This window comes from Floridaenema evergladense BLCC-F167 (genome assembly GCF_041929205.2).
Classification (GTDB): Bacteria; Cyanobacteriota; Cyanobacteriia; order Cyanobacteriales; family Aerosakkonemataceae; genus Floridanema; species Floridanema evergladense.
The window spans coordinates 5,499,074-5,523,503 of the sequence record NZ_CM171625.1 but is presented as its reverse complement, the minus strand read 5'-3'; the positions used below and the strand labels follow the sequence as shown (position 1 = coordinate 5,523,503).

19 protein-coding genes are annotated in these 24,430 nt (G+C 39.1%); 7 read left to right on the top strand and 12 right to left on the bottom strand.

The features are described from left to right. Positions 1 to 628 precede the first annotated feature (628 nt). A complete protein-coding gene (locus tag ACE1CA_RS26555) occupies positions 629 to 3,142 on the top strand; it encodes a helix-turn-helix domain-containing protein (protein WP_413279315.1) in 2,514 nt (837 codons plus the stop codon). A gap of 118 nt (positions 3,143 to 3,260) precedes the next feature. On the opposite strand, the gene ACE1CA_RS26550 is transcribed toward ACE1CA_RS26555, so the two are convergent. From ACE1CA_RS26550 to ACE1CA_RS26535, 4 genes are all read right to left on the bottom strand, one after another. Beyond that, positions 3,261 to 6,377 (bottom strand): M10 family metallopeptidase C-terminal domain-containing protein, encoded by a 3,117-nt coding sequence (locus ACE1CA_RS26550; RefSeq protein ID WP_413279316.1) that lies wholly within the window; start codon positions 6,375 to 6,377, stop codon positions 3,261 to 3,263. Positions 6,378 to 6,496: 119 nt separating this feature from the next. Next, positions 6,497 to 8,926 (bottom strand): M10 family metallopeptidase, encoded by a 2,430-nt coding sequence (locus ACE1CA_RS26545; RefSeq protein WP_413279317.1) that lies wholly within the window; start codon positions 8,924 to 8,926, stop codon positions 6,497 to 6,499. A 482-nt stretch (positions 8,927 to 9,408) separates the two neighbouring features. Continuing rightward, entirely contained in the window at positions 9,409 to 10,314 is a 906-nt protein-coding gene (locus ACE1CA_RS26540) for a S1 RNA-binding domain-containing protein (protein ID WP_413279318.1), read from the bottom strand. Positions 10,315 to 10,458: 144 nt separating this feature from the next. Further along, on the bottom strand, positions 10,459 to 11,211 hold the full coding sequence (locus tag ACE1CA_RS26535) for a dienelactone hydrolase family protein (RefSeq protein ID WP_413279319.1): 753 nt from the start codon (positions 11,209 to 11,211) through the stop codon (positions 10,459 to 10,461). A 132-nt stretch (positions 11,212 to 11,343) separates the two neighbouring features. On the opposite strand from ACE1CA_RS26535, the gene ACE1CA_RS26530 reads away from it, so the two are divergent. Further along, entirely contained in the window at positions 11,344 to 11,787 is a 444-nt protein-coding gene (locus ACE1CA_RS26530; RefSeq protein WP_459563656.1) for a metal-sensing transcriptional repressor, read from the top strand. Between the two features lie 127 nt (positions 11,788 to 11,914). Here the strand turns inward: ACE1CA_RS26530 and ACE1CA_RS26525 are convergent, their stop codons facing one another. Together ACE1CA_RS26525 and ACE1CA_RS26520 are read right to left on the bottom strand one after the other, a co-directional pair. Next, positions 11,915 to 12,703: a glycoside hydrolase family 24 protein gene (locus tag ACE1CA_RS26525; RefSeq protein ID WP_413279320.1), complete on the bottom strand. Its 789-nt coding sequence runs from the start codon at positions 12,701 to 12,703 to the stop codon at positions 11,915 to 11,917. Positions 12,704 to 12,750: 47 nt separating this feature from the next. Then, entirely contained in the window at positions 12,751 to 13,410 is a 660-nt protein-coding gene (locus tag ACE1CA_RS26520) for an SDR family oxidoreductase (protein WP_413279321.1), read from the bottom strand. Between the two features lie 322 nt (positions 13,411 to 13,732). Here ACE1CA_RS26520 and ACE1CA_RS26515 point away from each other — a divergent pair, with 322 nt between their 5' ends. Beyond that, entirely contained in the window at positions 13,733 to 14,437 is a 705-nt protein-coding gene (locus ACE1CA_RS26515) for a DUF1997 domain-containing protein (protein WP_413279322.1), read from the top strand. Between the two features lie 63 nt (positions 14,438 to 14,500). On the opposite strand, the gene ACE1CA_RS26510 is transcribed toward ACE1CA_RS26515, so the two are convergent. Continuing rightward, positions 14,501 to 14,971 carry a DUF4079 domain-containing protein gene (locus ACE1CA_RS26510; protein WP_413279323.1) on the bottom strand — a complete coding sequence of 157 codons (471 nt, stop codon included), beginning with the start codon at positions 14,969 to 14,971 and terminating at the stop codon, positions 14,501 to 14,503. A gap of 212 nt (positions 14,972 to 15,183) precedes the next feature. Between ACE1CA_RS26510 and ACE1CA_RS26505 the strand changes: the two genes are divergently transcribed. After that, positions 15,184 to 16,368 carry an ankyrin repeat domain-containing protein gene (locus ACE1CA_RS26505; protein WP_413279324.1) on the top strand — a complete coding sequence of 395 codons (1,185 nt, stop codon included), beginning with the start codon at positions 15,184 to 15,186 and terminating at the stop codon, positions 16,366 to 16,368. Positions 16,369 to 16,475: 107 nt separating this feature from the next. On the opposite strand, the gene ACE1CA_RS26500 is transcribed toward ACE1CA_RS26505, so the two are convergent. From ACE1CA_RS26500 to ACE1CA_RS26490, 3 genes are all read right to left on the bottom strand, one after another. Next, complete coding sequence (locus ACE1CA_RS26500) at positions 16,476 to 17,369, bottom strand: 2OG-Fe(II) oxygenase (RefSeq protein WP_413279325.1); 894 nt, start codon at positions 17,367 to 17,369, stop codon at positions 16,476 to 16,478. A 116-nt stretch (positions 17,370 to 17,485) separates the two neighbouring features. Beyond that, on the bottom strand, positions 17,486 to 19,006 hold the full coding sequence (gene purH / locus ACE1CA_RS26495; RefSeq protein WP_413279326.1) for a bifunctional phosphoribosylaminoimidazolecarboxamide formyltransferase/IMP cyclohydrolase: 1,521 nt from the start codon (positions 19,004 to 19,006) through the stop codon (positions 17,486 to 17,488). Between the two features lie 86 nt (positions 19,007 to 19,092). Continuing rightward, positions 19,093 to 20,343 (bottom strand): vWA domain-containing protein, encoded by a 1,251-nt coding sequence (locus tag ACE1CA_RS26490; protein ID WP_413279327.1) that lies wholly within the window; start codon positions 20,341 to 20,343, stop codon positions 19,093 to 19,095. Positions 20,344 to 20,888: 545 nt separating this feature from the next. Here ACE1CA_RS26490 and ACE1CA_RS26485 point away from each other — a divergent pair. The 3 genes from ACE1CA_RS26485 (at position 20,889) to coaBC (ending at position 23,218) form a co-directional block, all read left to right on the top strand. Then, positions 20,889 to 21,524, top strand: a complete 636-nt coding sequence (locus ACE1CA_RS26485) for an alpha/beta hydrolase (RefSeq protein ID WP_413279356.1) — start codon at positions 20,889 to 20,891, stop codon at positions 21,522 to 21,524. A 228-nt stretch (positions 21,525 to 21,752) separates the two neighbouring features. Further along, positions 21,753 to 21,965 (top strand): protein IsiD, encoded by a 213-nt coding sequence (gene isiD / locus ACE1CA_RS26480; protein WP_413279328.1) that lies wholly within the window; start codon positions 21,753 to 21,755, stop codon positions 21,963 to 21,965. 56 nt (positions 21,966 to 22,021) lie between these two features. Beyond that, complete coding sequence (gene coaBC / locus ACE1CA_RS26475; RefSeq protein WP_413279329.1) at positions 22,022 to 23,218, top strand: bifunctional phosphopantothenoylcysteine decarboxylase/phosphopantothenate--cysteine ligase CoaBC; 1,197 nt, start codon at positions 22,022 to 22,024, stop codon at positions 23,216 to 23,218. Between the two features lie 154 nt (positions 23,219 to 23,372). Here the strand turns inward: coaBC and ACE1CA_RS26470 are convergent, their stop codons facing one another. Together ACE1CA_RS26470 and ACE1CA_RS26465 are read right to left on the bottom strand one after the other, a co-directional pair. Further along, on the bottom strand, positions 23,373 to 23,624 hold the full coding sequence (locus ACE1CA_RS26470) for a hypothetical protein (protein ID WP_413279330.1): 252 nt from the start codon (positions 23,622 to 23,624) through the stop codon (positions 23,373 to 23,375). Positions 23,625 to 23,797: 173 nt separating this feature from the next. Then, positions 23,798 to 24,310 carry a hypothetical protein gene (locus ACE1CA_RS26465; protein WP_413279331.1) on the bottom strand — a complete coding sequence of 171 codons (513 nt, stop codon included), beginning with the start codon at positions 24,308 to 24,310 and terminating at the stop codon, positions 23,798 to 23,800. Between the last annotated feature and the right edge of the window lie 120 nt (positions 24,311 to 24,430).

The window sequence follows — 24,430 nt, the reverse complement described above, 5'->3', positions numbered from 1 at the left end:
AGATATTGACAGTAGGCACCAAGGATGAAAACTTTTACCGGGAACTTCTCTGTCAACTACACTCAACTAATCAGGTACTTTTTCGCTAATAAGTTTATCTTTGCTTTACTTAAGGAAGAAAAATTTGAAGATTTTCCGAAGCAAATAGTTAACGATTACCTTAACCACTAGCGAGCGATCAATTTAATAAAATGTTGATTTCAGAGAGGTTAATTACCTAACAACAAACTCTAGTTATTGAATACTTATATATCAGGTAAGATAAATTGCTATAAGCCCAGCATTTACTACCTATTGATTTAGTATCCAATGTCTGGATTGTCTGGTTAAAATTCTTGTTTTATCTGGATTGCAGGAATTTTTAATTTGAAAATGCTGTGATTTTTTACAATGATTTAAATACAAAGGAACCAGAGAATATGTTTTTTTCTGCATATCTAGTAAAGTCTCAATATCTGTACTTTCACCTTATAAATATAGTTTCTTGCAAATTCAAAGATCTGTCGATAAGGAAAAAGTAGGTAGTTTTTTTACCTCAGTTTAAGTAAGAAAAAAACAGAAAACCTCAGAAAAGCTCAGGGTGGATCAGGTAGAGGTAGGAAAAAGTCAGTAAAAGTCAGGTTATACTATGAATGAACCAGTACTAAATAATCATAAATTGGCTCTCATGGATGTAGAAGCAGCACTAAAAATTGTCGATGAAGCAGTGTTTGCAAAGAAGAAAAGGCGTTTAAAGCACGTTGAAATAATAGTATTCAAAGGAGCTTGGTTACGGCAAAGTTATGCTGAGATTGCTAAAGAATCTGGCTACACCTTGACTTACATCAGACAAGATATTGGTTCTAAATTATGGAGACTGCTAACTGAAGTTTTGGCAGAACCAGTCAGTAAAATAAATCTTCAGGCAGCGGTGGAACGGGAGCGGGAACGGCAAAGACTAGCGAACTCAGACAAAACGACTGAAAAACCGACTGAAGAACCATCCCGTTCTATAGAGTTACAACCTGAATTAATCGTACCTGAACCTGAACCGAAAGCTTCTTTGAACCCCAATTTCATTGGACGACAGCGGGAAATTGCTGACTTAAATGCTTTTGTCCAACAAGGGGCGAAAATCATTTTGGTTTATGGTAAAGGTGGTGTAGGTAAGTCTTTGTTTTCGTGGAAATACTTCACCTCTCAACATTTTGACTTGAGGCTGGAAGTGTGGATGGCGAAAGAGACAGAGAAAATTACTAGTGCCAAAAGTATTGTTGAAGAATGGTTAAAGGGACACTTTCAGGAGGAACCTAGAGGAGATTTTGGCGTAACCTTGGAGTTATTGCGGCAAAAGCTACGTGACCCAAATCGGCGGGTAGGAGTTTTGATTGATAATTTGGAGCCAGCTTTAGATAGACATGGGAGATTAATTCCTGCCCATCGGGACTATGTAGAGTTATTCCGAGTGTTAGCCGATCCAGCCGGAAATTGTGTAACTTTAATTACTAGTAGGGAAAGACTTGGGGAGTCTGCTGTAACTTTTCAGGATTATCGATTAGAAGGGTTAGAGATATCGGATTGGAAAGAGTTTTTTAGGAATCGGCATATAGAGTCTCATTCCGGTGTGTTGCTGGCAATGCACCAAGCTTATGGTGGAAATGCTAAGGCGATGCACATCTTGAGTGGGGCGATCAAAACTGATTGGTCTGGTGATGTGGAAAGTTATTGGCAAGCAAATCAGAAGAATTTGTTAATTGAATCTGATTTACAAGATTTGGTTGTGAGTCAGTTTAAGCGGTTGCAGGAAGTTGATCCTGATGCTTATAAGTTGCTTTGCCGTTTGGGGTGTTTCCGCTATCAAGATGTACGTGCGGTACAGCGGGATGGGATGATGTGTTTGTTGTGGGATGTTCCAGATTCGCAAAGGATTCGAGTGGTGAAGTCTTTGCGCGATCGATCTTTGGTAGACTTTCTCAAAGGAGAATATTGGTTACACCCTGTAATTCGTGCCGAAGCTAGAACGAGACTTAAAGCTAGTGAAGATTGGAAAACTGTCAACATAAAAGCTGCCGAATTTTGGACGCAGAGTGTAGAAACAGTAGATACTACAGAAGATGCGCTCAAAGCTTTGGAAGCTTATTATCATTATGTTGATATTGGAGAGTTTGAATTAGCTTGCCAAGTGCTTTTAAACGAAAGAAAGTATAAATTGAATTATCAAGGGGAACCAGAAGCACTAACAGTTTATTTTGGTATATTGGGCTTAATTCAACATATTCTTTCTGTGAGTTTGGAAATTACAAATATACTTAAGCATGGTATTCCTTTAATCATGCTTTACGGTCATATTGGCGGACTTTACCATCAAATGGGTGATATTCAAACTGCGATCGCCTACTACCAAAAATGTAGTTTAATGGCAAAAGAATATCTCGATTCTCAGCCCAAAGACAGTATCGACCCGCAAATCAAATATAAACTAGAAACTACTAGAATAGGAACTCTCTTTACAACTAGTTCTTGTATAGAAGCTCTCTGGGAAGTTGAAGCAGCAATTAAATCTTATGAGGAAGTAATTGCTTTAGCAGAAAATACAAATTGGCATATATATGCTATATTTTCTCAGTTTAGTATAGCTTTACTATATTCCCATAACAGTTCGGAAACTGAACAACAAAAAGCGTTGGAATTACTACATAAAAGTTACCAAGCTTATCAGCTACTTCCTGAAAGAATGCTGGGTACGTGGAGTAACGTCTACAGCTTTTTCTCTATGGGGATAGTCAATACTAATTTGGGGCGAAATGAACAAGCATTAACCATGTTCAACCGTGCCTTAAATTATGCGGAAAATAGCAATTATGTGCGAGCTATTGGTCAAATTATCACTGGTTTAGCGATGGTGAGTCGCAATCAAGGTAAATATGAGGAGGCGATCGAATATCATAGTAGAGCGATCGGCATTTTGCAAAGAATCACCGCTAAAAAAGACCTAGCCGACGCTTACTACGAATTAGCACGAACCTACCAAAAAATCGGTGAAATAGAAAAAAGTAACAGCAACTTCCAAGCCGCCATACAAATTTATGAAAAAATGGGCGCACCCAAACAAGTACAGAAAATCAAAAAAGCCATAGAAAACTTACCCGTAATATTCCATTGAACATCAAAAACCCGCCAGGAAAATTAATTTTATGGCGGGTTAAAAACAAATAAAAAAACCTGAAATCACAAACAGATTTTACTTGTAGATCAGTTTTTTCTACACCCTACAGTAACAACTAAAACCCCGGAACTGTTAGGTTTACTTCCAATTGGAATCCAGCATTATTCAAAGCTCCCACAGGTGTATTCTTAATCACAGCCAAGAACTCATTACTACCAGAAAGTTGGAGAATAGTATCATTTGCGTTAGCACCTGTACCTTGAGTCAATATAGCTAAAGTTTGCCCATTAATTTGGACAAATCTGGAATTAGGATTGCTTGGATTAATAACAACTTGAAGCGGTGTAGCAAAAGAATCAAGCGGTTCTGGTGGATTAAGATCCAACACAGGAACTAAAGCTAAAGCAATCTTATCTTCAGCTATATTAAAATCAGCAACTACATCAGCTGTAGCAACATTTTCTCCACCATCTAAACGAGCAAATACAAAAGTATCTGCACCTGAACCACCAGTTAGTAAATCTGCTCCTCTAGCACCTGCAATTCTGTCATTTCCTGGCCCACCATTAATATTATTAGCCAATTCATTACCAAAAATTTCATCATTACCTTGAGAACCAACTAAGTTTTCAATTTTAGTTCCAAAAGCAATGCTGATAGTGTAAGCAGTAGTTCTGTAAACAATTGGAGGAAGAGGCTCTTCTTCGGTGCTATCAGGATTAGGTAAAGAATAAGTTGCTCCCGTAGGAGTAGGAGAAATATAGTTAGGAGGATTTGCTCGTGGTAAGGCAGATTGCGCTGTATTCTGTCCTCCTTCATTCATATCAAAGTAATAGTCTAAGTTGCGAATCCGAAAATTTTCTGTGGGGAAAAAGGGAATCCATCCAGAAAAGTCCAAGGTATCAATACCACCTGCATCCCAAATAGTCCTTTTTTGTGGAAGACCTTGGTTACTAACCCTATAAATTGTATTTCCACTATTCCAATCACTAGCTCCATAAAGATACTGTAATGCCCGAATGTCATCTGGCATCGGTGTAACTGCAAATGACCCACCACTGTAGTTATCTGTAAAGTTACCAGTCATTACAGTATTTGTGTTGTTATCTCTTGCCAGCGGAAGGGTTGGCTCAAAATCGGTATCTATTGTAGTAATATCCTTTTGTCGTTGTGGCTGTTCCAAACCCAAAGCAGCACCCATTAGAAAAAATAGGGCTTCGTAAGCTTCATTAGCTTGAACAGGAGTGTCTAGATTGATAATAAAAGGATCGCCTGGAATGTCTGGAGTATCTGGAAATAAATTAGCTGCCGCTTCAAATTCACGTACTTTTTGCGGATTCAAATGTACGTCACCAGGTAAACCTGAACCAGCAAAATCTGTAGGTGCATAGGCATAGCCATAAGAATTAATACCATTAAGTGTTACTATTTGCGGGTTAGGCGATCCTTCAGAAAACATAATTCTGATTCGACCTGCATTAGGTGGTCTGTCAGGAACTTCCTCCAACTTAATGCCCATGACTTTCCCGTACTCTTTCATCACTTCTCGAACTAAAGCTTTAATTGCAGGAGTTACTTCACTGACACCTCTTTCAAGACCTTCATATAAAAAGGCGTTAGGGGTAGAAACAAAGCTGTAGGTGAGAGTTCCCCTAGTAGGAATGTTTTGCCATTTAGCTGCATTTAAAAGCCATTGAGGTAAACCCCAGTCATCTGCAACACCTCTAAATCTTGTAGCAACTAAAGGCGCAATGGCGTTTGGTTGAAATACAATTGATGCTGGACGTGCTAAATTAAAACCAGTGGTTTGGAAATCCTGAAAGCCTTCTTCAAAGGTCAGATTTCTAGCAGCTAAATCAGGGTTATTAGCGATATAATAACCTGGATCGAACATTACAGAAGGACGGCGACCTTCTTTTATTCCATAATCGATAAAATGCCGAAATGCTTGTGCAGGTGTTAAATTTCGCAGATCGTAATTGTTATTCCTGTAATAATTCAGGTCAAAAAATTGAGAAAAAGGACGATTTTCTGCCAACCCAAATCTGAGGAAATGTTCGATCGATCGGCTTTCGTTGCTTCTAAATCCAGCTGCAAGTAAGTCTGGGTTATTATTCACATAGAAACTGGCATCGAAGTAAGGTGAAAATTTGCGTCCTTCTTGTAAACCAGCATTTTGGAAATGTTGGATTAATTCTGCGTCCGTTAACGATGCTAAATCGGGGTTAGCTTTTTTGTAAAACTTCAAATCCAATAAATTGGATAAAGCTACTCCGCTAGACAACCCAGAAAGTTGGAAGTTTTCAAACAAATCTCTGTTGCTGAGAGTTTGAAATCTGGAGTTAGTATTCCGATAGGAGTTTAAGTCAACAACTGATGAAAAGCGACGACCTTCATTTAACCCAAAAGTTTCCAAATGTTCAAGTAATTGTTTGTTATTCAGCGTTGCTAAATCTGGGTTGCTGGCGCGGTAAAAGTTCAAATCAACCAAAGAAGAAAAAGGTCGTCCTTGGAAAATCCCAACATTTTCTAAGTTAGTAAGTAACTGAGTGTTGTTGAGATTTGCTAAGTCAGAATTGTTGCTTTTGTAGTAAGTTAGATCGACAAAAGGTGAAAATCTGCGACCTTGGGGTAGTCCGTTAATCAAAAATTGTTCGAGTAATTGCCTGTTGTTTAGGGAGTTGGCAAGGTCGGAATTAGCGGCGCGAAAGAAAGTGATATCAAAGAAAGGAGAAAATTCTCGACTTTGTTCAATTCCTGTAGTTTGAACGTGAAAAAATGCTTGTTTGTTACTTAGTTGTGCTAAGTCGGGGTTAGCATAGCGATAAAAATCGGAGTCAAAAATTAGGGTGGATTTACGACCTTCATTTGCGCCGGAATCACGAAAATGTACTAATAATTCTCTGTTACTTAATTGAGCTAAATCTGGATTGCTGGCGCGATAAACGTCTAAATCAAAGTAGGGAGAAAATTTCAAACCTGCGTCAATTCCCCGATTTAGAAAATCATCAACTAATTGCCTATTGCTAAGATTGGCTAAAGATGGATTACTAAGCTTGTAAAAATCGACATCAAAGTAGGGTGAAAAATTTCGCCCTTCTGTAAGTCCAACAGTTAAGAAATGTTGATACAATTCTCTGCTGCTTAAGGTAGTTAAATCTGAGTATCTTGCGCGATAGAAATTCTCGTCGTATAAGTCTGTTAAGCTTAATGGCAAATTTGCGGTAGCCATATTTTGATTCCTTTAGGTAAATAGTGAATGAGTAGAAAGCGAAAGAACAAGTAAGCTGTTGATTTTTTCAGCCAAAAAATATAGCAATAAAGGATGAGACGCACCCAGAGTTTTCACTCTTAGACAGGAATTAAATCAGCAAAGCTTACTGAAGATGCAGGAAGATTTCTCAAAATTGCTAAGTACTCGCCTGTGCTAGGAACGGAGATTAAAGTGTTAACAGCATTTGCACCTGTTCCTTGAGTAATAGCAATTGATGATGATGGTAAACCTAAGCTTAAACCAATCTTATCTACACCCGGTTGGAAGTCAGTGATTACGTTTGCTGCTGCGAGATTTTTACTGCCATCTCCTAAAGCGAAAATGAATATATCGCTGCCGTCACCACCAGTCAAAATATCTGTTCCGCGACCACCAGTGATACTATCATTACCAGACCCACCATTAATATTATTACCCAAATCATTGCCTAAAATTTCATCATCCCCCTGCGAACCAATGAGGTTTTCAATTAGTGTTCCAAAAGCAATTGTGGTGCCGAAACTGTCAGTAAGTACTGGAATAGGTGGTTGAGGATTCTCAGTAGTGCTATTGGGATTAGCAATGGTGTAAACAGAGCCATTAAGGGCTAATTGAGTTGTATTTTGTCCCCCTTCATTGATGTTGAAATAATAGCCACCTGTAATTGCTGGTAAAGCGGCAAAGTTGAGGGTATCAGTACCACCACTGTCCCAAATTGTTTGTTTGAAACTGTTTCTACCATTACTTTGATTTGGCCCAATAAAGTTGTTGATATCAAAGGTATAAACTGTGTCGCCTTGGTTGTAATTAGTCGTGCCATACAAATACTGTAAAGCCCGAACATCATAAGCCATTGGTGTAATACTGTAAGAACCGTTATAGTTAGTAGGAAAAAAGTTATAGGTCATTACAGTATTTGTATTGTTATCTTTTCCTTGAGGAAGTGTATAAGTGAAGGGATTTTCCTCTGGATCGTCTTGGAAAGGATGTTTCAAACCTAAAGCATGACCTATTTCGTGGACTAGGGCATTGTAAGCAAAACTGCCTGGGCCAGCGCTAAAATCGACTAAACCACGATCGGGATTTAAATGTATATCTCCTGCAAGACCTGTTCCAGGTGCGTCGGAAGGTAAGTAGGCATAGGCATAAACATTTCCATCACGAGATAAACCTGCTGGCCCGTTAGAAAACATGATTCGGATTCTACCAACGTTAGGCGGTCTATCAGGAACCTCGACAAAATTAAGCGGGATATATTGTGAAAGAGTCCGCATAATATTGCGAACGTTATTTTTAACTTCCGGTGTTACTTCGCTAACTCCAGATTCTGGGCCTTCATACAAACGTCCGCTGGCTGAGGTGACAAAGCTATAAGTTATTGTGCCTCCAGCACGGATATCTTGCCATTTGTCTGCTCTTGCTAACCAATCATTTATGAGTATTCCTTGTGTTTGTTCTGTTTCAGTTAGTCTCACGTTTAGTAAGGGAACGATCGCATCTGGATCGAACCATACAGAGGCCGATCGTGCTTGATCAAATCCCTCGCGTTGGAACTGCACAAAAGCATCTTTATAAGAGATTTGTTGGGCAGCTAAATCCGGGTTATTTGCTAAATAATATACCGGATCGTATAACACCGATGCACGACGACCTTCATTAATACCAAAGTTTAAAAAGTGATTGAATGCTTGTCCAGGTGTCAACCCAGCAGCCCGTAAATCCGGGTTATTCCCCAAATAATAACTTATATCAATAAATTGAGAAAAGCGTCTGCCTTCGTTAACTCCGGCACTTCTAAAATGATCGTAAGCTTGTCGCCCAGTAGTTAAACCAGCTGCAACTAAGTCTGGATTACTATCTAGGTAAGTATTAACATTAAAATACGGGCCGAATATTCGCTTTTCATTTAAACCATTAGTCAAAAAGTGATTAATTAGTTCAGCATTTGTGACTACTCCATCTGCGAATAGAGGTGATGGATTTCTGGACAAATCTGGATTAGTAGCCCGATAAAAATTGACATCAAATAATGGCAAAGAAGGTCTACCTTCATTTAACCCCCCGTTAATAAATTGAGTGAACAATTCTCGATTACTTAAACCCGCTAAATCTGGGTTAGCTGTCCGATAATAATTGATATCAATTAACTGGTTAAAGTTCCGTCCTTCATTTAATCCAGCAGTAAGAAAATGCTTAAATAATTGGTTGTTATCTAAGCTTGCTAAATCTGGGTTAGCACGGCGATAGTAATTGAGATCGAAAATAGGCGAAAATTGTACTCCTGCGGGAAGCCCTATATCGAAAAAGTTTTGTAACGCTATACGATTATTGGAGTTTTCTAAAGTGGGATTATTGGTTTCAAAAAAGGCTAAATCAAAAAATTGCGAGAACCTTCTACCTTCTTGTAAGCCGTATAGTCGTAAATGTTGTAATGCTTGTTGTTCGTTTAACCCTGCTAAGTCTGGATTTTGCTGGATATAGTAATTGTAATCGAAAATATCTTCTAGTCTTAAACGAGTATCAGCCATGATTGCTCTACCTTTTCCAATCTAATTCAATGTTTGTTTGATACTGCAATATAACTTTTCCATTGCCGTTAATTTAGTAACACCTAAATTTAGGCAGGAAATATTTTGCGCTTTGGTGATGAGATTCACTCAAATCGCAGTGGATAAATACCAATTCGCGGTGAGAATCTTCCGAAAATTGAGGGGTTATGACAGGGAAATTTTTCCTTTTAAGAATCAAGCGAATTAGTATAACCAAGTTATGATGTTATATCAAATTTTCAAAAATTGGTTTGATTGGGCAAGAATTTTAATAATCACTTGGAAAAATTAAGATTTAGTTCATTATTGCTGAATTAATGGTTGAGACTCTCCCTGATAGAATGAGTAATTTGCCAGGATTTTTGATTCCTGGCTCGTAGCTGTTGGTCAAAGGAAAAAAACTGGTTTATTAAATGACGATCGCCCTGCAAAACTCAAGTATAAACCAATCAACCGTTAGCTTAACCACCTAATAAATTTTTCCTAGCTCTTTGGGCACGAGATTCCGCTGAATCCATTACCTCAGCCATATTTTCTAACATTTCTCCGGGATAGTTTTCTAGAACTTTGGTAGAAAGAGAAATCCGGCTTTTTCCTTCATCCAAATTTACAACCATTGCTTTAATTGGCTGACCTATTTGGAATAAATTGGTTAAGGATTCAATGTAGTTTTGGCTAATTTGTTTAATATGAAGTAAACCACTAGTACCGCCTAAATCTACAAATAAACCAAAGGGTTTAATACTAGAAATTGTTCCTTCTACTAATTGAGCCAATTCTATTTCGCTAAATCGAGCAGACTGACTAGCTAAACGTTGGGAAAGTACGAGTTTACCACGACTTTGATCTATCTCGATAAAAGTAGCGCTAAGAGCTTGACCGATTAAATCTTCTAGATTATTGCGATCGATCAAATGCGATCGAGGAATGAATCCCCGCAACCCTTCCACATCTACAGTTACCCCACCCTTATTCACACCACTAACTCTTACTTGAACTGACTGAGCGCTATCTTGCAACTCATTGAGTCTATCCCACTTTTCTTTAATTTCTAACTGCTTCACAGAAACAGTGACTTGTCCTTCCGCGTCTTGTTCCCGAATAATTAAAAATTCCCTTTCTGACTGCAAAGGTAATAACACAGATAAATCTGTAATCCCTTGCAGCGAAGCTTCTCTAATAGGTAAAAAAGCTGGAGATTTACCTCCTATATCTATAAATGCTCCATCACTACTATACTCGTGGACTCTACCGCGTACTATTTGTCCCTTCTCAAATCCGTAATTTTGCGCTTCTAGAGCTTTGGCAAAATCATCTCTAGAAAAGGATAGATTTTCTGCTGGAGAAGGAGTCGAATTGGATGTCATCTTGCAATCTAAATTAGTTTGTTGTTATCGTGCCAGCGGCATCACTATATAAATACCACTAACAACTGTTGATTTGGCTGATAAACTCAGCATAATTTAATAGTGGCAAACGCTATAAAAGGGTTTACCACATTCTCAGTAACATTAATTCTCGACTACGAGATTCATTTGAAACAATTGTTTAACTTGTTGCCAAGCTGCTTCAGCCGCTTCTGCATTATAACTACTACGATGGTCACAGAAGAAACCATGATCTGCTCCATCGTAGCGAAAGACACGATGATGAATGTGATTATTTGTTAACTCGGATTCAATCTGGTTAACCTGTTCTGACGGAATACTAGCATCAGCCATGCCAAAAAAGGCATAAATTGTCCCTTTAATATCTTTAGTCCGAGTAATAGTTGGATTGCCACCACCAGGAGTCATAGTGGTAATACCTGCACCATAGAAAGAAGCAGTAGCTTTAATATCAGGTAAAGTTGCAGCTAAATAAGCAACATGACCGCCAAAACAAAAACCAATGCAACCAAAACCATCAGTTTTAACTTCAAGAAGATTCTTGAGATAATCAATTGTGGCTTGAATATCGCCAAGTAATTCATCAGCTTTGGTTTGCGCTTTATATTTTCTTCCCTCTTCTATATCTTCAGGAGTATAACCAGCTTCATATCCAGGTGCTTGACGTTGGTAAATAGCGGGTGCGATCGCTACATAACCTTCCTTAGCAATGCGTTCAGTTACCTCGCGAATGTGAGCATTCACCCCGAAAATTTCTTGAATTACTATTATCCCCGGAAAAGACAACTGACCCGTAGGTTCAGCTAAGTAAGCATCTATTTCCAGACCGCTACCTGGAATTTTTACATACTTTGTCTGAATCTCTATATCTGTCATAATGATTTGCCACCCTCGTGATATTACCGTTTAGATTTTAATTGATTAACTTGTAAAGAAAGCAAGGAGATTTAGTAAAGTAGATTTGTGGTCAACTAAGCTAGGATCGTCAATATTGATAGTCTGTAAATAATGATTGGATCTAAAGACGAAATTTTTCCTGACTTTGAGACAGAGGAAGAACCAGATTTGATTGATAGTGCTAAAACTTTGAAAAAAGCGCCCACACCCGATAGTGTAGACCATATCCACACTCATCATTCCCATCATGATGACTTACCACATAGCAGCACAGGTCATCATCACGTACATTCAGAAGAATCCCTGCGAAGGATAGTTAATCGCCTATCTCGCATCGAAGGACACATTCGCGGCATTAAATCAATGGTACAAGAAAGCCGTTCCTGCCCTGATGTACTGGTACAGATCGCCGCTGTTAGAGGTGCTCTCGATCGAGTAGCGCGAATGATTTTAGATGAACATTTGACTGATTGTATAGGTCGGGCGGCAAAAGAGGGTAATATCGAAGCCGAAATAGAAGAGTTGAAAGCAGCTTTAGATCGGTTTTTACCTTAGATACAAATTTATTCTCCCAAATTTTGCGGTTTCTCCCGGATTTGGGCAAGCTTTATTGGTAGAAACAATACTAGATGCACCCTGATAATTCTAACCCCAGCCTGAAAAACTGGGGTTTTTTCGCATATTAATTTTGACTAGCTATCTGCAACTCTTCCTTAAGCATTCGCTGATAAATTTCTGGTAAATATTGCGACATAGAGTTATCTTCAATACCGTATCCCAAACTCGTCCAAGTCCCAGAAAGTAGACGTAATACTTCTTCAATTTTTCCTTGGCGTAAGAGATTAGCAATATCGACTCCCCAAGCTTGGCGATCGCTCAACCAAGCATAGACGATCGCATCTTGATATTCTGGTTCAAAACTATACGCAGTCCAAAATAAAAAAGGCGACGGCTTAGGATGATACCGTTCCGCTTTTTCTACCCAAGTCTTGTATAATATTTGATACCGTCCAGCTGCTGTACTACATTTCCCCCGATTCGGTCCGGTGGCAATAGTTACACATAACTGCGGATGATGGCTCAAGTCCTGTACCTGCTGACCACCATAAAGTACTGCGTAAGGATTTGGTTGATTAGACTCACTTGCCGAAATAGTTCGCATCAAAGCGCGAATATAAGGATCGCCACCAGTCATCGTTAACGGTGGAACGATTACATCTGCTGGACTAGTCGCAGTATTAGCAAAAAGTGTATCCCGGAGTAAATCTGCGGCAGATCTTGGTTCGGAAAGCTCTTTTTGACCTTGTTGCCAATAAAAATAACCTGTTGACCTTTGGATAGCTTGGCAACTAATTAGCCAGAAGATGAGAGCCACAGCTGCCATTGAACTCGCAACTGTTACCCACTGGAGAGCGAAATCTGACTTTTTTTTGCCTCTTGCAGAATGCTTGCGAGCCAATTTTCGAGCCAAAATCCCCACTCCTCAACTCAATAAAACCCTGTTTCCATCATGCGAGATCATGTCACGCTGGCAAACAGTTCCTCCCAACTTTTTTCTGCCGCTTGAGGCCCAGCAACAACTTCAACTATTTTATTCGCCGCTGCTGGTTGAAATAATGCCTCAACGCAAGTCTGCGCTACTTTAGTTCTAGATATCCTACCTTCAAACAAACTGTCAGCGACAGACATCACAACTTGCTGGGGATTTTCCTCATTCGTCAGACCACCAGGCCGAACTATTGTATAGGTCAGACCACTATTTTGGAGATATTCTTCAGCTTGTTTTTTCCACACTAAAATTAACCAAAACAAATTTAGTGGATGAAAAAACTTTGATACACAAAGGGATGTAACCAAAACAAACTGTTGAATGTTATTAGCTTTAGCAACATCAACTAAGTTTTTGGTACCTTCATAGTCTACTTTGTAAGGGCCTGTGGGGTCAAAACTGGGACTAGCGCCAGTAGCGCAAAGCAGAACTGTACTATCTCCGATCGCCTGAGCTAAACTCTCAGGTTGTAGTACATCCCCAACTACTAACTCTACTCGATCTGGCAACAATCCTTTGGCTTTTTCCAAATCCCGCACTAAAGCGCGAACAGGAATTTGCCGCTTCACCAATTCTTGGACAATCCGGCTACCAGTTTCACCTGTTGCCCCTGCTACAAATGCTTTCATGCTTCAAGCTATATTGATTAGCATCTTTTTTACTAGGAGACTTTTTTGAGTTACCTAACCCTAAATTAGAGATAGGAGTCTCTCAGAGATAATCAGCGTGCTGATTCTACCAGGATAGGAAAGTTATATGCAACTGTTTTCTCCCTATAGGAGTATTTATTACTGTAGGAGGAGTTCCCAGGACAAAGGATGATGTTTGTAAAATTAAAACTTAACAGTTATAAATTTTCTAGGTTAAAATTCAAAACTTAGATGTAACTTTTTTTCCTGTAAATGGGCATCCTGAAAATAGATAACCAATAAACAATTTAGGATAGCATCTATGCAATCACAATACAGCGAGTATCAATCTAGAGAACTATCTGAGACGTTTTTAGATTTTCGGCAAAATTTTTCGGAAGCAGAAGAGCCAAGCGCACAAGCTGCTGAAGAACTAGAGCCATTTCGCTTTCATGGCTATTTTGAAGATTGTATGGAAATGTACGCGCCGCCGGAAGTAGTTGCTGAGTATCTAAATGCTCATCATGAATGGTTTCGACGTTGCGCTCAACCGATGAAAGCTGAGCCTTTAGGGGAAAATGGCTATGCTTTAGTAATAGGAAAATTTGGTTCTTTTGGTTATGAAGTAGAGCCAAAAATTGGTTTGCACCTATTACCACCGGAGGCTAGTATTTACCGTATCCGCACAATTCCTATTCCCGGTTATGTGGCTCCTGGGTATGATGTAGATTTCAATGCGGAGATGAAATTGCTTGAGGTAAAGGCAGATTCACTTGAGGGAAATACGGAGTCACCTAAAAATTTACCAAGTACAATTACCCAGATAGAATGGCAACTTGATTTAGCTGTTTTTATAAAATTTCCCAGATTTATTCATCGGTTACCTAAATCTTTAATTCAAAGTACGGGCGATCGCTTATTAGCCCAAATAGTCCGGCAAGTAAATCGCCGCTTAACGCAAAAAGTCCAAGAAGATTTTCATAAAAGCTTAGGGCTAATATTACCCCAAAAATCTAAAAGGCACTAATGGGGAATTTCAGATTAAATTTAAACTAGGAATTTTAACTCTGAAATTCCCTCTTTTTTTTGCTTACATTTTGCTGATGATTCTTTGCACGATATCAACCCCTGTAATTGCCTGCCAACCAAACAAAACCAGAAGTGTAATATTCAAAAAAATGTGGCTGTAGCGAGCCCAATTTTGCCCTTTTTGCATGAAAGGAGAAAGTGCAGCTGAAGTAGCAATTAATCCGGTCATGCCTAACCCTACCAACAAATGAGGGCCAACAAACAATTTGCCATTATTGATATATGTAACACCCATACCAACCAGGGTGCCAATTACCATGACCGCCAAAAGTAGAGAGCCTACTTGGTAATGTTTGATGTTAAACTTACCCTTGATTAGCTCTTTCTTAGCTTCCCCTTCTGCACTTCTGGTACGTCGAACTAAAACGCCCAGATATAAGGCATACAGGGATAAGGCAAATAGAATCCACATTAAAGTGGGGTGAATGAATTGGCTCCAAACTTTCACAGAGGTAGGTATTTCCAAGCTCATAGACTCTTAACAATGGGAGGAACTTTATAAAACTTAGCATAATTGTTCCGGTTCTTTGTATAGTTAAGATTATCTCCGATGTTTCTTTTGTAACCGATCGCTTTATTTGCATAATATAGCTGCACAATTGGCATAATGTCGGGGGTACTGTCTTCTCAAATTTGAGATTTAACGCTAAGTTGTCAGTGAGTGGAATGGAACGAGGGACAGGCATGATCTCCACTAAAGATAAAGATGTTTTATTAAGACGGGCAGCACAAACTGGTGACATTAATGGAGTAAAAGCTTTACTTGCTCAGGGTGCGAATCTTAATTCTAGCGATAAAGATGGCACTACTCCTTTAATGTTTGCGGCTCGAAATGGCTATATAGAAATAGTCACACTTCTGTTAGAAGCAGGGGCTAATGCTAACAAGCCAAAAAAACTCAATGGTGCGACGGCTTTAATGTTGGCTGCTACTAGCAACCAAGTGGATATAGCCAAGGCTTTAATCGCTGATGGTGCTGATGTCAACGCCAAAAATGATGAGGGAAGCACCGCATTGATGGCAGCGGCTTTCAGAGGAAACACGGAAGTAGTGCAGCTTTTGTTGGCGGCTGGTGCGGAAGTTAATGTTAAAGATAGGGATGAGGATACGGCGCTGACTCTAGCGGCTAATAGTGGTTTTACGGATGTGGTAGGGGCTTTATTGGCGGCTGGTGCGGATGTGAATCAAACTAGTGGGGGGGAAACTGCTTTAACTTTAGCTGCCGATCGAGGTCATTTGGGAGTAATTCAAGCGTTGTTAGCAGCTGGTGCGGATGTGAATGCGAAAAATCCCGATGGATGGACAGGATTAATTTCGGCAGCAGCTGGTGGTCATACTGAGATTGTTAAAAGTTTATTGGATAAAGGTGCTGATATCAATGCTCAGGATTCCGATCGGGAAACAGCTTTGCATTTAGCTGTGGTGGAGGGGAATCTGGCTGTGGTAGAAGTTCTGTTGGAAAGGGGGGCAGATTTTCAAGCAAAAAATCAGCTTGGGGATACACCTCTACTGTTAGCAGTTTTACATAATCACGAGCAAATTGTCGCTATTTTGCAAAAGTTTGGCGCTGATTGTAATGCTACTAATTTTGATGAAACTGCTTTAACTTTGGCAGTATCTAACGGTAATGCCAGGATGGTGGAAATTTTATTAGCTGGTGGTGCAGATATTAATTTGGCTACGGAAGATGGGAAAACTGGGCTAATTAAGGCAGTAGAAATTAGTAGTAGTGATATGTTGAAATTGTTAATTTCTGCTGGTGCTAATGTGAATGTGAAAAAAGATGGAATGACAGCTTTAGCGATCGCCAAATCTATAGGTGATTATGCGATCGTCGAGTTACTCGAAGCAGCTGGAGCCCAGGAGTAGCAGAGGGGCAGGGGAGCAGGGGAGCAGGGGAGAATTTAAAACTTAAAACTCTCCAACTCTTCTTAATTCAAAACTCAAAACTCAAAACTCAAAACTGTCCCAGTTCCCTAAAACCGACGTACCCAACCGTTGATAGTAAATCTACTGTCAGCAAATGCTTTAGAAACGCAAGTTACTGGCAAAACTTCGTGATAGCATTGGCTGGGGAAAAATACTATGCTGTTGTTGCGTGGTTCTATGGTGTGATAGCTTTCGCTTGGATACCAGGTGGAGTTGAGGGTTTTGCGATCGTAAATTATTAGCTGTCCACCAGAAAAAGGTTTAGGTTCTCGGTAAAAATAGTAGGAATAAGTTAATTCTCTTGTGGCAGTTTCGGGAGTTCCATTATCGTTATGTAATCGGAAGTAATTATTATCATTGTGGGCTGTTAATTGTACTTCTATTTGGGAAATGGGAAATAATTCCATTCCCAATTTACTCATGACAAAAGGCATGGCTTTTCTTAGCCGTTGTAAAAAGATTTCAGAAATTTCAGGAAATTGGTATAAAACCCAAGATTTGCGATGATCTGGATGATAGGAGGTGTTAGTTAAAGGGGCGGTATCTACAAAAACTGATTCTTTTTCTAAACTGTAATTAATTAATTGTGTCTTCTCTGCTTCACTTAAAAAGTCGTCAATTTGAATGAAGGGAGAAGTTAAAATGTTTGTTCCTTGCAGATCCTCTGTATCAGGTTTTTGTAACAGTAATGGGGGTTCAGTTACTACGCCAACCAGGGAACTTTGGGGAAAAGATAAAGCAGCTTGACCATTTTCTAAAGGTATATGAAACCATTGGGTAGCTACATTTGTTTGCTGTTGAGGTTTACCGCTAATTACAGCTAAAAGACTATGTAAAATTGCCGAATTTGTATTAAGCCAAATAGTGTAGTTATGTCCTCCATTCAGGAGAATATTAACTTTGACTTTTTGATTTGCGATCGCTTCTAGATAAAATTCCATAGAAAACTTTCTCAATCACATCTGCAAAGTAAAAAGGGAAAATTCGATCGGGATGTACAGATTTACCAGCTTTTCTTAATTAATCCCGATCGTCATGTAAATCAATAAATCTGAGCCTAATGTAAGAAATGACGGATGCCTGTCAATACCATGACTATACCTAATTCATTGGCAGCTGCGATCGCATCTTTATCACGCAGACTACCGCCTGGTTGAACGATCGCCTTAATTCCCGCAGCAGCAGCGGTTCTTATAGAATCATCAAAGGGGAAGAAACCATCACTAGCTAAAAAAGCATTTTGGGCTTTTTCTCCAGCTTGTTCTAAAGCAATCTTAACCGAACCCACACGATTCATTTGACCAGCGCCAACACCAAGAGTAGCCTTGTCTTTGGTCACAACAATAGCATTAGATTTGACGTGCTTACAAACCTTCCAAGCAAACAATAATTCTGCTAATTCTTCTGGAGTTGGTTGATTTTCTGTCACCACTTTCCATTCACTAATATTTTCTTCAACATCATCAGAATTTTGTACCAACAAACCACCAGCAATTACCTTGACTGTTTGTTTTGACCCATTTTTTAAATCTGCTAAAGTTAACACTCGTAAGTTCGATTTTGCTACTAATATTTCCTCTGCTTCTGGTTCACAACTTGGCGCAACAATACATTCTAAAAATGTTTTGGTCAAAGCTTTAGCTGTAGCTGCATCAATAGGTCTATTTAAAGCTACAATTCCCCCAAAAGCAGAAACCGAATCGGCATTAAAAGCCTTTTCATAAGCTTCAACCAAACTATTACCTAAAGCAACACCACAAGGATTAGTGTGTTTTAAAATTGCCGCAGCAGGAGTGTCGTCAAATTCGGCAATAATTCTTCTCGCCGCTTCTAAATCTACTAAATTATTGTAACTTAATTCTTTGCCTTGTAATTTAGTAGCAGATGTCCAACCAGTAGCAACGGTTCCTGTTTGATACCATGCAGCAGGTTGGTGAGGATTTTCTCCGTAACGCAGGGGTTGTAACTGCGTTCCCGAAATATGGAAAAATGAATCATCAGTTGCTAAATAATTAGAAATTGCTAAATCGTAAGTAGAAGTATGTCTAAATGCTGCTAACGCACAAGCTTGACGAAAGGCAAAACTTGGTTCTCCATTTTGCCTTAGTTCTTCTACGTAATTGTTATATCGATCGGGATTGCATAAAACTGTTAAATGAGCAAAATTTTTCGCAGCAGCGCGGATCATAGCAGGGCCACCAATATCGATTTGTTCGACAGCTTCTGCTAAAGTTACATTAGGGTTGGCAACAGTTTTTTCAAAGGGATAAAGGTTAACTACTACTAAATCTATGGGGCGAATTTGGTGAGTTTCTAAATCTTTAATATCTTCTGGTAAATCTTTTCTGGCTAAAATTCCCCCATGAATTCGGGGATGGAGAGTTTTTACTCTTCCTCCTAAAATTTCGGGAAAACCTGTGTATTCAGAAACTTTTGTGACTGGTAAACCTGCTTCTTTCAAAGTTACAGCGGTTCCACCACTGCCGATCAAATCAAATTGAAATTCTTCGACTAGAATTCGAGCAAAGTCTACTAATCCGGTTTTATCAGAGGTACTCAGCAGTGCTAGACGCGCCATGACTTTAACAATTTCCTATCGCTGATTGACCATTAGTAATCTTACCTGATATCCGGGAATGAGAAAATTATTAATTTATTAAATATTTAGATAATGTCGTCTAAGATGCGGGGATTTGTTAAGGTAATGTCATAAGTTTCTACGCTTGCTTGTTTGCGTAATTTTAGTAATTGTCTTGCTTGTAAGTCTGCATCTAAGTTGGCTAATGCTTGAGCTTCTTTATCTAGTAATGGTGATTGAGGGGCGTTGAGTACTTGTAATCTGGCATTTCTAAGTAATTTACTTGCCATTTCGTAGTCGCCGCGATCGAGATGGTGTACAGCTTCTTTTTTCGCCCTAGCTACCATCATTAATAACATTCTTTGTTGGACTTCTAAACTCGGGGGAAATTCGCTTATTGATGCGGAATTAATCACTGGTAAGCGTAGACTTGTCCAAACTTTTTGCAATTCTTCTTGCTTGGGATTCTTCCAATTTAAGCGAAAATAGCACAGGTCTGTAATTTGTGGTATTGGTGGCACTTGCAATTTTACCACCACTTCCATTGGATTACCCATGATTAAATTTGGTAACTGAAATCTGCCTCTTTGATCTGTTTCTAAATCGTTAAGTACGTCTTCAATTTCAACGGCTCCTTGAGGGTCAATTGCTAAACTAACTGTATGCCCTACTGTTGCCATTAAATCTTGTAATTCTGTGCGAAAAATTAGGGGTAATTTTTCAGGAGATTGAATGTAATAGTATCCACCATTTCCACGTTTTCCCATTGAGGTGAGTAAGTCTTCATCATAATGATTACCGACACCCATAGTGGTGGTACTTACGCCATGTTGGGCTAAACCATAAACATCTGTGGCAATGACATAAGGATTTTTTTCACCGATGCTACTAAAGCCATCGGAAAGTAAAATAACTCGATTTAAATGATGAGAATTAAGATGTTTAATAACTTGGATTGCTCCCGCTTGCCAAGCTGCGTGTAGGGCAGTTCCATATCCCGGTTCAATTTGTTGAATTTCATGAATAATATTAGTTTTATCGACGGCAAATGTACTATCTACTAGGGTACAAACTGCCCGATCGAATACTACTACACTGACGCGATCGGTAATTAAAAGTTGCTGTACTGCATAACAAGCCGCTTTTTTCACGTAATCGATTTTTCTCCCTTTCATGGAACTAGAGCGATCGATCACTAAGCATAAGTTTAAAGGTGGTCTTTGTAAGTCTTTTTCAGGTGGGGGCGGGATAATTCTAATCAGAACATCTAAATCTGATGGCACATCCGAACAAATAGCAGCACGTAAGGGAATTAATTCGATTTGTGGTACTTGCATCCACTTAACTCCATTGACAACAACAGGGAACGATCGATTTAAACAAGAATATTAGAAATAGATACAAAAGCCCACCCAAATAAATTGACGAGTATCAGGAAAATGTTTTTAATTGTTTCTAAATTCCGATAAGCAAATTATCGAGATTGATTGCTGTCACATAATTTTGTATCAGCAATAATCGGTAGATTTACCACTTCAATCTGAACGGTAATCTTAACTAGTTAAGTCCGTATAATTCCAGTCAAAGAAATTTGGTTTGCTGGCTGGGTAGTAGTATTTATACGGTTAATTCTACAAAATAATATTATGAAAGATACATTCCCTTAAGAAACTTCACTGAATCTTCATAAAACTAGGATTTATGTATATTTACGTAATTGTGTTCTTAAGATTGATTTAATATTCTTCGAGAAACTAGAGGTAGCGATCGCCTAAATAATTCATTAAATATAAAATGATGCTTTATCTGCATTTAGTAGAAGATACAGCGAAAACTATTGGTTTAAAATCAAAAGCGTTAGTCTGAAATTAGGAGCAAACTTCTGTCCCTTCAAGTAATTTCCATTCTACCAACAACCGGACAAACGCCGACTGGGGTGATTGTCGCTTTACATGGCTGGGGTGCCAATGCAGAAGATTTGGCTGACTTAGCGCCTTTTTTGAACTTACCGGATTATCAGTTTCTCTTTCCTAATGCCCCTTTTCCTCACCCCTATTCACGAGAGGGAAGGGCTTGGTACGACTTTGAGCAAAATAAGAGTGAGGGCTTACCACAGAGTCGCCAACTTCTTACAGATTGGCTTTCTGGGTTGGAGAGTGAAACTGGTGTTCCTTTGTCGCGCACGATTTTAAGTGGATTTTCGCAGGGTGGGGCGATGACGCTGGATGTGGGATTAAATTTACCTTTAGCGGGTTTAGTCTGTCTCAGCGGTTATTTGCATCCGGTTACTCAGGAAAAAAAAGCATCAGCTTTTCCGCCAACCTTGATAGTTCATGGGATCAGGGATTCAGTTGTACCTGTGATTGCTGCTGAAAATGCTAGGGATATATTGACGAGTTTGGGGGTAGCGGTGCAGTATCAAGAGTTTAATATGGGGCATGAAGTTATACCAGCAGTTCTTAACTTAATGCGAAGTTTTGTGTTGCAGGTGATGTCTTTGGAAAGCCCCAAAGCTTGAGTCAAAAGGTATCTACGGCTTGTTGCAAATAATTAGTAATTATTTACGCATAGTGAGGTAAGGGTAAGATAGTAACAGTGACTGTATTTTTACCAGTTGACCAATTTTAGATTGCAGGTTGCAGATAGCAGGTTTAAACTCTGTGACTCATCCTTATGTGATGTAGCCTGTCTAAAATCCCAAATCTAAAATCGATTGACTCTACGCTGGGATGGGAGGTGCCGAGAGATGATGACAGCAAGCATTGTGAAGCGCGATATAGCTGCTATGACTTCAGTAGATGTAGCTGAATTAGCTGCTCGTTTGGAGCAGGATGATTATGCTAATGTTTTTGAGGGACTGGATGATTGGCATCTACTAAGAGCGATCGCTTTTCAGCGTCCAGAGTTAATTGAACCTTACATTCATCTGTTGGATATGGAAGCTTATGATGAAGCCTGACGATCGAGGATTTTAGATTCAAAATTGGAGTTAAATCCAAATTCCTCAATCTAAAAATGGCGAAGGTTCTGATTGGCATTAGCGGTGGAATTGCTGCTTATAAAGTCTGCGAAGTAGTTTCTGCACTGGCAAAATCTGGGGTCGAGGTAAAGGTTATTTTAACTGCTGCGGCTTGTGAGTTTATCACACCCTTGACCCTGGCTACTCTTTCTCGAAATCCGGCTTTTACCGATCGAGATTTTTGGCAACCGATTCATGGTCGTCCGCTACATATAGAGTTAGGTGAATGGGCTGATATTTTCGTAATTGCACCTTTGAGTGCGAATAGTTTAGCAAAACTGGCGCATGGTTTTGCGGATAATTTATTAACTAACACGGTTTTGGCTTCTACTTGTCCAATTTTGTTAGCGCCTGCGATGAATACGGATATGTGGGAACAGTTGACAGTGCAGCGCAATTGGCAAGAGATTTTTACAAATCCAAGATATCACAGTGTTGGGCCAGGGGCGGGGGTTTTGGCTTGCGATCGTGTAGGTTCTGGTCGCATGGCTGAACCTTCAGAAATTATCGCACATATTCACAGTTTATTACATACTAAAGGCAAAAAAGATTTAACTGGAAAACGAGTTTTAATTAGTGCTGGAGGAACGAGGGAATTTTTAGATCCGGTGCGATTTATTGGTAATCCTTCTACTGGCAAAATGGGATTAGCTTTAGCAACAGCAGCATTGCATCGAGGCGCATCAGTAACGTTAGTACACGCACCAATCAACGGGGAAATTCCATTAGGTGTAAAAAGTGTGGGAGTGACTAGCGCCGCTGAAATGCAAAAGGCAATGTTAGATTCTTTTTATAGCGCTGATTTAATTATTATGTCAGCAGCGGTGGCAGATATGAAACCTGCTCATTATGCCAGTGAAAAGTTACCAAAAAAATCTCTTCCTACTGCTTTGAATTTGGAGTTTGTCCCCGATATTATTGCCGAATTAGGAAATTTAAAACAACCGCATCAAAAGTTAGTTGGTTTTGCGGCGCAAACTGGGGATATTGTAACACCTGCTTGGGAGAAGTTGAAGCGGAAAAAACTGGATGCGATCGCCGCTAATCCCATAGATAAAATCAACAGTGGTTTTGCCAGCGATCACAACCAAGCAATCTTGTTAGATTACCAAGGAAGGCAAGTAGAAATTCCCCCATGTTCTAAATTAGAAATGGCACATTTGTTGTTTGATTTTGTCCAAGAGTTAGGTTAGGTTTTTATGACTCAAGAACTCACAGATTTAAGAAATAGCATCCTTATGGAAAAGTAGGGCGTGAGGCTTATAATAAGTGAATGAATAAAAAAGTTTCACAGCCTTTTCGTCCTACTTCTAATCTACTAACTATAGCAAAGTGCGATCGGCTTTCTTATTTAAAGAAGTCATCGTAGAACTTACCTTTCTCAATAATGCCTAATTCCTTGAGCACGTCATTAAACGCATCCATCATGCCAAAATCTTGAATACGACGTTCTTCACCTTTAAGAATCCGGCGCAATGCCATGTAAACATTTAATTGACCTAGTGCAGAATCATCGCTTTTATCGCTAGTTTCGATAATCCGCTTTGCGTAATTGTTGATTTTATTTTCAACAAACTTCAGTAGTTCTTCCTTTGTCATGTTGTATCCTTATTGATGCTAAAATCTTGAACAAAGCTGGGCTAACACTCAAGTCTTAACTCGCAAACTATTCCTTGAGGAGTATGCCCATAGATAGAATACCACGTATATTTTCCAACCACGCTGTTTTTTTGTTACAAGTAGTAATCTGAGTTGCTTTAGTTAATGAATCTTTACTTAATAAACTGCAATGATTTGGGTGAATTCAAGGAAACATTTGGATTTTCTAACCGGATATTTCTGCCACTATTATCAGTACGATAAACCCAAGTTTTTTGACCATCTGTTAAGGTAATTCGCCATCCGGGAACTAATGCTTGAGTACATATTTGATCTGGTTGGGAAATTCCTAAACAACCATTGGGCCAAGTTTCTTGTTTATAGTTAGTAATTCTAAGTTTTTCGAGAGCGATTCCAGTACGTTTAGCTAAGTCTTTTTTCACAGCATTAGCTAGGGAATCTGGTAGAGTATTAGTAGTGCGATCGGATCGATTTTCACTAACCAAACTACTTCTATAATTAAGCATTTGGTGATTAATTTCGTTAGTATTCTCTGGATAAGCAACAGCAGAGTTACTGATAGTAAAACTGGCACCCAAAGATAAGATAGCAGCCAAAACAAAAACCGGAAAAATACGCCATTTAATGGTTAAATTTGTTGTAAATTGATGAGTAATATGTTTCATGGTAGTAACACAAAGTTTTAATTAAGTAAATTGGCGTTTGCTAAACCTGTGCGTTAGCACTTATCGTTCCCTAGTATAAGATCTATTACCCTGTTCTGAAGTTCCCAAATTCTCAGAAAT

Excerpts from the sequence above, each read along its gene's own strand:
- ACE1CA_RS26555 (WP_413279315.1), top strand. The coding sequence starts at position 629 with ATGAATGAACCAGTACTAAATAATCATAAATTGGCTCTCATGGATGTA.
- ACE1CA_RS26550 (WP_413279316.1), bottom strand. The coding sequence starts at position 6,377 with ATGGCTACCGCAAATTTGCCATTAAGCTTAACAGACTTATACGACGAG.
- ACE1CA_RS26545 (WP_413279317.1), bottom strand. The coding sequence starts at position 8,926 with ATGGCTGATACTCGTTTAAGACTAGAAGATATTTTCGATTACAATTAC.
- ACE1CA_RS26540 (WP_413279318.1), bottom strand. The coding sequence starts at position 10,314 with ATGACATCCAATTCGACTCCTTCTCCAGCAGAAAATCTATCCTTTTCT.
- ACE1CA_RS26535 (WP_413279319.1), bottom strand. The coding sequence starts at position 11,211 with ATGACAGATATAGAGATTCAGACAAAGTATGTAAAAATTCCAGGTAGC.
- ACE1CA_RS26530 (WP_459563656.1), top strand. The coding sequence starts at position 11,344 with ATGATTGGATCTAAAGACGAAATTTTTCCTGACTTTGAGACAGAGGAA.
- ACE1CA_RS26520 (WP_413279321.1), bottom strand. The coding sequence starts at position 13,410 with ATGAAAGCATTTGTAGCAGGGGCAACAGGTGAAACTGGTAGCCGGATT.
- ACE1CA_RS26515 (WP_413279322.1), top strand. The coding sequence starts at position 13,733 with ATGCAATCACAATACAGCGAGTATCAATCTAGAGAACTATCTGAGACG.
- ACE1CA_RS26510 (WP_413279323.1), bottom strand. The coding sequence starts at position 14,971 with ATGAGCTTGGAAATACCTACCTCTGTGAAAGTTTGGAGCCAATTCATT.
- ACE1CA_RS26505 (WP_413279324.1), top strand. The coding sequence starts at position 15,184 with ATGATCTCCACTAAAGATAAAGATGTTTTATTAAGACGGGCAGCACAA.
- ACE1CA_RS26500 (WP_413279325.1), bottom strand. The coding sequence starts at position 17,369 with ATGGAATTTTATCTAGAAGCGATCGCAAATCAAAAAGTCAAAGTTAAT.
- purH (WP_413279326.1), bottom strand. The coding sequence starts at position 19,006 with ATGGCGCGTCTAGCACTGCTGAGTACCTCTGATAAAACCGGATTAGTA.
- ACE1CA_RS26490 (WP_413279327.1), bottom strand. The coding sequence starts at position 20,343 with ATGCAAGTACCACAAATCGAATTAATTCCCTTACGTGCTGCTATTTGT.
- isiD (WP_413279328.1), top strand. The coding sequence starts at position 21,753 with ATGATGACAGCAAGCATTGTGAAGCGCGATATAGCTGCTATGACTTCA.
- coaBC (WP_413279329.1), top strand. The coding sequence starts at position 22,022 with ATGGCGAAGGTTCTGATTGGCATTAGCGGTGGAATTGCTGCTTATAAA.
- ACE1CA_RS26470 (WP_413279330.1), bottom strand. The coding sequence starts at position 23,624 with ATGACAAAGGAAGAACTACTGAAGTTTGTTGAAAATAAAATCAACAAT.
- ACE1CA_RS26465 (WP_413279331.1), bottom strand. The coding sequence starts at position 24,310 with ATGAAACATATTACTCATCAATTTACAACAAATTTAACCATTAAATGG.